Raw genomic sequence first — 7,120 nt, 5'->3', positions numbered from 1 at the left:
TAAAGGACCGCTTACGTTTTGTTGCTTCAGCCTGAAGATCGTGACTCGATCTTCAGGCTGAAGCTGTTGATAATGTTTTGGGGTGGTTTTCATGTGCATACCTTACTGGCATTTTGGGTGTTGCACTTGGGTTTTGAATCCGCCCCTGTATAGAGAACCCTTCATGGGTTACATGGGTTGGACAGGTTTTCTGAGCCTTTCGCATTGAGAAAAAACGTAAAAAAAAGACCAGAATCGGTTAATTCTGGTCCCATTGTTACATTTTAAAGTTAATATTTTAAATTTAACCTATATAACCTATATAACCTATGCAACCTGTGCACATTTACAAGAAATTGCACAGGTTGCACACTAGGCCAGGTCTGAGCCTATCAGTCCCTATCATCCTCCTGTACCTTCGGCCATTCCCAGTCTTGCCGTGTTATCGCATCAAATTGATCACGGCATTCCTTGAGCGAAGGAAAGATATAACTCATCACACCTTTACATCTTTTTTTCTTACGTTGAGGGATGATGCGACTAAGGGCAATTCCGAAACTTGCATCGCTGTTAATCCACTTCTTACCCCCTGATAGATGGAAAGCCTTGAATGCTTTGTAAAGCAAATCACTACCCACCACACCATTTCCCCAGGGTTTTTGACTCAATTCAAGATCAAAATCGCCTCTATCAGCATAGAGCATACCGTTCTGCAAGACAGAAAACAAAAACAGATCAACCAAATCCATACTCAGCAATTTTTGGTTGGCGAGTTCCTTGGTTCTGGGGAAAGCTGTTAACTCGATATCGGTCAGATCATATTGTTGTAAATAACGCAACAACCCTTCTCGGCCCCCATTATCCATATGCTCTTGGATTCTACCGAAATAATCCCTATCCTGGATGTGCAGGTCTGATGCTCTTATCACGAAAAAACGACGGTCTTCGAGACCAGCTGGAACAATCCAATCGTGGTTCGATGCCAAAAATACACGGTTATGGTTTTTTATCGCGTAGGCATCGACACCCTTGGCTTCAATCATCAAACGCTCTTCGGTAATCAGGCCTTTCAACACGCCTTCAGCCTTCTTGTCACCTGCCCAAATCGCCTCATCGACAAATACGATCATACCTTCGGCAAGATGGCGATTAAATCGCCCAGTCATGTGCTCACCATGGGTAATGTGTAAATAATGTCTTCCGAACAAAGCGCCAAAGTTATTGACAAAAACACCTTTGCCTACTCCTTGTTTGCCTAGAATCGCTACCGCAACCCCAGGCCTTGGCCTTAATTGAACCGCATCGGCCATAATAGCTATTAAATGGTTATACACAGCAGTATCGCCATCCGCAATGACGTCATAAATATGATTCAAGTACGAATCAAATTTATGACTTTTTTTAGGTCGGACATCGAACCCTCGCCATAAGTTAAAGTACTCAGGACCGTGATCTTTACCGGGATCAAAAACGATACCCTCATATTTTCGGCGATCTGGGCTGTGCGACCAGGCTTTTATCACGTTTTGGTAGAATGGTTTCTTCCCGCTATAGCCCGTAATGACCTGGTCATGAGCAAACATTTTTTCAAGCGAAAATGGATTGATGAACTCAATGGTGGAACAATTCAACGATGGATCCCAGCTATCAGGTTGCAACACCACATATTTGCCTCTGACCAGCACCGTAGCGTATTTTTTATTAAGTTCTTCGATCCTGGCTTTAAGGGCTAATTCATCTTCAGTGTGCTCTATGACAGGGGCTGGTTCCCACAAAGGCGTGTCCTCAACGAGTGCCAAAAACGCCTCTTTGGTGCCGCCTTGCCTGATCCAGTCGGAAATGTCACCTTTATCCGGTAGATCAGGTAATGACACGATGCGGATTTCCTTAGCAACATCATTAAGCTTTTCTGCCACCATCTGAGCATGTTCTCTACCAACTGCATCGTTATCCGGGACAATGACTATGCGTGCATTTTTGAAATACTTCGCATAGTGCGCTTGCCACTTCTTTGCACCAAATGGGAACGTGGTTGCAGTTAGCTTAAAGCGTTTGACCATGTTGTTACAGTCCTTTTCACCTTCCACTATAAAGACCTGACGTTTTTCTTTTACGGCTTTGTTGAGCTTTGGCAGCCGGAACGGTACCAGATGAACCCCTTTTTGGTTGTAAACCCAACGACCATCTTGATTTTGCCGGACATAAAAACTTTTCGGCTCAAGGCGCACAATCTGGAAGACCTCTTCGCCCTTGGCATCCTTGTAAGAATACTCCGCAACGATATTTCGTTTTTCGTTGGGGTGGAGGTCTGACAATCTCAAACCAAATCCTGCTACGACCTGTTCGATGGTGCAGCCAGCAAAGCACTTTAAAAGTACACGCCCATCTCTCCCTACACCCATACTAAGGCTTGGGTTTTTGTCATCATGGGCCGGACAACACATCATGTAACCTTTACTATCTTGTGTTACTTTTTTGGACTGGCTCAAGATTTTTTTAATAGTCGCTTCAATTTTATCGTTAGTTGACATAATTTTTTTCCTTATAGGAAAAAAGCGTAATCTCTGAATCTCATCAGAAATACAAACTTTTTTAAATGAAAAATGTTCGGAAAAAAAATGTGCATTTTTGTTTTAGCGTAATGCTGTTATCACGAAGTAACGCATCACGAAAAATTGCAAATAACACGCATTTTTCCGGTCTTTTTTTTTCATTGGTGCAAACCGAAATGGTTTTGTACTCAACGGCACTTTTTCCAAAATTTGGTCGAATGCGTAGAGCAATTACTATTTACATTTCAGTTTGGAAGTGTTTTTGACAGAACTGCGAAAATATTTTTTCCGCGTGTATTTGCAGCGTGAAGTTCTACGTTCAAGCTGTGTTGACCCGTAATGCATTCCAAGGGAATCTGGCGGTTCATCCATGAGGAGGTCCAAGGGGAACTACTTGCAGTCAGACAGTTTTTTCCTGTATCCAGTCGTCCCTTTAAATGCGGAATTGTGATCAATCGTCAATCATCAGGCAATGGTTGACGATGCCCACAAAAACCAGCCCGGCATCACCAACCTCAACAAGGTACCTTGGAAAAACTTGCTATCTGACCTAACAGCCGCATCGACGAACTGATGCCTTTCGGTTACGCAGATAAAACCATAACCGGGACAGCATGACGACGTGGAGTGATTAAACGTTTACATTCAAAACTTGGTCGGGTTTGTTGGAAAAGGTGGTGGCTTTTACTCTGTCTGATAGCCTCAGATTCCCGCAATTGACAATTGTCCAAAACGCCTAATTTTTGTCCAAATTGTTCAAACCTGTATAACTGCCAGCTGATTTTAGTACGATTTGCGGATGCAGCCGTAGAAAGCTTGGGTTGGGATAAGTCATTGAATATGTTATGCTATATCAACAGCGATCCGTTTGTTTCGGTCGCTGTTCGCACCCTCCGCCCCTCGACGTTTCCATAACATGACGCCTATTTTTCATCGGGTTTGATCATCCGCTGCGCCTTCGTGCACCTGTCGTTTTGTTTGGGTTAGTCCGAGGTCCGGCGGGAGTTGCTCGTTTAATGTTGTTTACTTCATAACAGGAGACATCTGATGTCAATTACCACCCTTGATAATGCCAGTCCGTCGCTACAGGTGCTAGCCGACGGTTTTAAAACCGCTTGCCGGGATTACACGCAGACGGTGCAACAGCCGGCGTCTTATGCCCTGACTCTGGAATTGGGTCATACCATGCGCTATTTAGCCCGCTGTATCACACTGGTGTTATGTGCGGCACTGGGAGAGCACGATCCCGATTTAGACGAGTTGGACAATCTGAGTCTGACTGACCTCAGCGGTGAAGACTATGACGAACAGGAATAGGTGCAATCGCATCGACCAAATGGCGTTCTTGGTCTTAAGGCGGCTTACTTTAAGAGCTAGCCTACTTTTCCGATTCGTCGATGGAGGATCAGGCTATGTCCAGTGACGCTGATCACGATGGCACTGTCGTTCAACCGTGTCTGCCGCAACCGCGTTTCGAGTCAGGAGAGTTGGTGGCGACGCCGGGTGCTTTGGACGTACTGGAACACTTAGGCATCAGCCCGTTCGATTTACTGCACCGTCATATCCGCGGCGATTGGGGCGATGTCTGTGCCGAGGATGCCAAGGCCAATGAAGACGCCTTACGCAGCGGCTCACGCCTACTGTCAGCCTATGAATTACCTACCCCAGCAGCGGATAGCCCTGCAACGGGGTCAGTCAAGCTCTGGTTGATATCCGAGGCAGACCGTAGCGTGACCACCATTCTGTTGCCCGAGGAGTATTGAACAACAACTGGCTGTTCGTTTTCACTTCCTATTTTTCAACACTGATTGATTTCGTAAATACTTTGGAGAACTTATCATGACGCAAAAAACTACCCAACCCGCATTAGATTCTAATACCCCCGCTAAAGCCGCTGCAGAGACTGGCCCAACCGATAGTGCAACTACAGGTACGGCGACTGCTAAAGGCGCGGCTACCACTGCCGGTAAAACCGCGTCGGTCAAACCTGTAAAAAATCAACCTTCGCCTGAGCAAGTCAAGGCGTCAGCTTTGGCTGGCGATGACGGCATTGGCCATGATAATGGCGTTGGCGGTGGTACTGGCACGGATGCTGATGCTAATGGTAACGGTGATACTGAGAGTGGTACCGATAAGGGTGTCCTTGACGGTGATGGTGATACTGATCAGGCTGGCGTTGACGGTGCGGGTGTTAGTGCCCCTGCAACGATTGCCACAGATGCCACTGCAGGTACCAACATTGGGCACACACGTACACCGGCTGGCAAAAGCACCGGCAAAGCCGCTGACACCAAAGGTGAACTCTCGCCGGAAATCGTGGAACTGGTGACGGAGTTACGCGATACGGTCAAGCAACTTGCCCCCAATCGGCATACGCCTAAGACCTTGAAACGGGCTTTGTCCAATGTCGCTGCGATTCTGCAGGACATCGACAGCCTCTATCAACAGACCGAATAACCGCTATTCGTAGTGATAAGCGCTTGTCAGTTGTACTAGTTCTGAACTGACGCACCTTTAATTTACATCCCGACGTGACTTTTCCGAATGGGCTTCACCGCTCAGGCTAAGTCACGTCCATCGTTTTTGGAGTATTGACCATGACCAATCAGCAGCCATCCGATCATCCCTTTCAAGTTCATGAACTGCCCGACCAGTTTTGGGTGTTGCGCCCGGTAACCACGGAGGAAATTCTGACCATGGCCCGGCAATTGATTCAGGCGCGCTTCAGCCGGGGCCAGGCGATTACCAGTCCCAACGACACCCGCGAGTTTTTGATGTTGCAGTTGGCTACGTTGGAACACGAGGTGTTTTACTGCATTTTCCTGGATAACCAGCATAAAGTCCTGTTAGCCGAAGCCTGTTTTCAAGGCACGGTGGATGGCGCCAATGTCTATCCACGGGAAATCGTCAAACGTGCCCTGCAACTGAATGCCAGTGCAGTGATTCTGGCGCATAACCATCCTTCGGGTTTGGCCGAGCCCAGTCAAGCCGATCAACTGATCACCCATAAGTTGAAAGACGCCTTGGCATTAATCGAGGTACGGGTACTGGATCACTTCGTAATTGGCGGCACCGAATTTTGTTCGTTTGCGGAACGGGGCTTGTTATGAGCAGGCAATATAGCATTAGGTCAAGTCAATCGAATGGCAACTTAGCCGACAACGACAACGACAACGACAGTGGCGTCTCCAACTGCAGCGGCTTGGGTGTTATCAGTGATCATTTTCTCCCTGCATTTTGTACGGGTTGCAAAAATCGACAGTACACGCGGTACATGACGCGAGCATCGGGCATGTTAATGATGATTAACATGCCTGGTAGCGCATCGGTATACCGCAACGAGGCTACGGTATGACGCGGGTTTCGATGTCATGTGATCATGACAACACACACGATGTCCAACCCGATCAGCAACACGACGTTGATGACGTGTCAGTGCTGCAATCGCGTCAGGCATTGACCTTGTATCTCGATAATCTGGCGCCCAGTGGCCGCCGTTCGATGCGTTCATTGTTGCGGCAGGTAGCACAGGTGAATCACTGGCAAGGCGACGTTGAAACGTGCCCTTGGCTGTCGCTGCGCTATCAACAGCTGGCCCGGTTAAGAACGCAGTTACAGCAGGCCCATAAGTCGCCGAATACCATCAAGACCACCCTGGCAGCCGTGCGTGGCATTTTGCGTAATGGATTTCTATTAGGCCACTACCCGGCCAACGAGTGGCAACGAATCCAAAGCATTCCCGCAGAAACGGCAAAGCGATTACCGGCTGGCCGGTCGTTAACCGCGTTAGAGCTCAAACGTTTGTTCAAAGCCTGTGATCAAGAGCAATCCCTCACCGGCGTCCGTGATGCGGCGGTGATTGCCTTAATGGCTTATGCCGGATTACGCCGCAGTGAAGTCATTGCGCTCGATGTGTCGGACTACGACCGAAAAACCGGGTCGCTGCTGATCCGCGCGGGTAAAGGTCAGCGACAACGGCAGCTGTTTCTGCCCGCCACAGCAAAAACCTATGTGCTGCGTTGGTTACGTTGTCGGCAGGCATCTGCGGTGCCTTTGTTTTATCGGTGCCTTCAATCCAAATCAACCATCGCCGTCGAACGCATCAGCGCGCAAATGGTGTACGGCCTTTTGCGGCGCAGGGTGCAGGATGTCGGTATTGCGCCTTGTTCGCCGCATGATCTTCGCCGCACCTTTGTGACCCGGTTGTTGGAACTGGGGGTTGATCTCAACACCACGCGCCAACTAGCGGGGCATGAACAGCTACAGACTACCGCTTTGTACGACCGGCGCTCGCAAAAAGCCCAGCAAAAAGCGATGGCAAATTTTAGTTTTTAAAGCTCCGGACCAGCAATAAAGGCGCTGCAAATTAACGTCAGTTTTTTAAGAAAAAAAGCACCGAATAAATTGCAAAAAAAACGCAGAGAAACATAAGTTGTTTTGCATTTTGGTAACCGGCGTTTTTCAAAAAACCCCGTAAAAAAGGGCCAAAACAGGTTTTTTTTGCAAATCGTAATTGAAGTGCACCTTAACAAAAACAGGTGTTCTTCATGTCCGCCAACACAACTTTTCACTAGGGGCTGTTGCCATTT

At 47.8% G+C, this 7,120-nt stretch carries 7 protein-coding genes; 5 read left to right on the top strand and 2 right to left on the bottom strand.

Annotated elements, in window-relative coordinates; all coding sequences use genetic code 11:
* Window positions 1-371: 371 nt before the first annotated feature.
* Window positions 372-2,510, bottom strand: a complete 2,139-nt coding sequence (locus A1355_RS02760) for a primase-helicase family protein (protein WP_064024763.1) — start codon at window positions 2,508-2,510, stop codon at window positions 372-374.
* A gap of 1,068 nt (window positions 2,511-3,578) precedes the next feature.
* On the opposite strand from A1355_RS02760, the gene A1355_RS02755 reads away from it, so the two are divergent.
* The 5 genes from A1355_RS02755 to A1355_RS02735 all read left to right on the top strand — a co-directional run bounded on the left by A1355_RS02755 (window position 3,579) and on the right by A1355_RS02735 (window position 6,866).
* On the top strand, window positions 3,579-3,848 hold the full coding sequence (locus tag A1355_RS02755) for a hypothetical protein (RefSeq protein ID WP_064024761.1): 270 nt from the start codon (window positions 3,579-3,581) through the stop codon (window positions 3,846-3,848).
* 95 nt (window positions 3,849-3,943) lie between these two features.
* A complete protein-coding gene (locus tag A1355_RS02750; protein ID WP_064024765.1) occupies window positions 3,944-4,294 on the top strand; it encodes a hypothetical protein in 351 nt (116 codons plus the stop codon).
* 76 nt (window positions 4,295-4,370) lie between these two features.
* Entirely contained in the window at window positions 4,371-4,988 is a 618-nt protein-coding gene (locus tag A1355_RS02745) for a hypothetical protein (RefSeq protein WP_064024759.1), read from the top strand.
* A gap of 140 nt (window positions 4,989-5,128) precedes the next feature.
* Complete coding sequence (gene radC / locus A1355_RS02740; protein ID WP_064024757.1) at window positions 5,129-5,641, top strand: RadC family protein; 513 nt, start codon at window positions 5,129-5,131, stop codon at window positions 5,639-5,641.
* 241 nt (window positions 5,642-5,882) lie between these two features.
* Entirely contained in the window at window positions 5,883-6,866 is a 984-nt protein-coding gene (locus tag A1355_RS02735) for a tyrosine-type recombinase/integrase (protein ID WP_231883531.1), read from the top strand.
* Here the strand turns inward: A1355_RS02735 and A1355_RS25970 are convergent.
* Window positions 6,863-7,120: hypothetical protein (locus A1355_RS25970; protein ID WP_231883530.1), on the bottom strand; the 258-nt coding region annotated here is incomplete at its 5' end. The two genes, A1355_RS02735 and A1355_RS25970, sit on opposite strands and share 4 nt — an antisense overlap.

It is taken from the genome of Methylomonas koyamae (assembly GCF_001644025.1).
Lineage (GTDB): Bacteria > Pseudomonadota > Gammaproteobacteria > Methylococcales > Methylomonadaceae > Methylomonas > Methylomonas koyamae_A.
The sequence above is the reverse complement of the archived record's forward strand: the minus strand, read 5'-3'. Positions and strand labels throughout refer to the sequence as shown.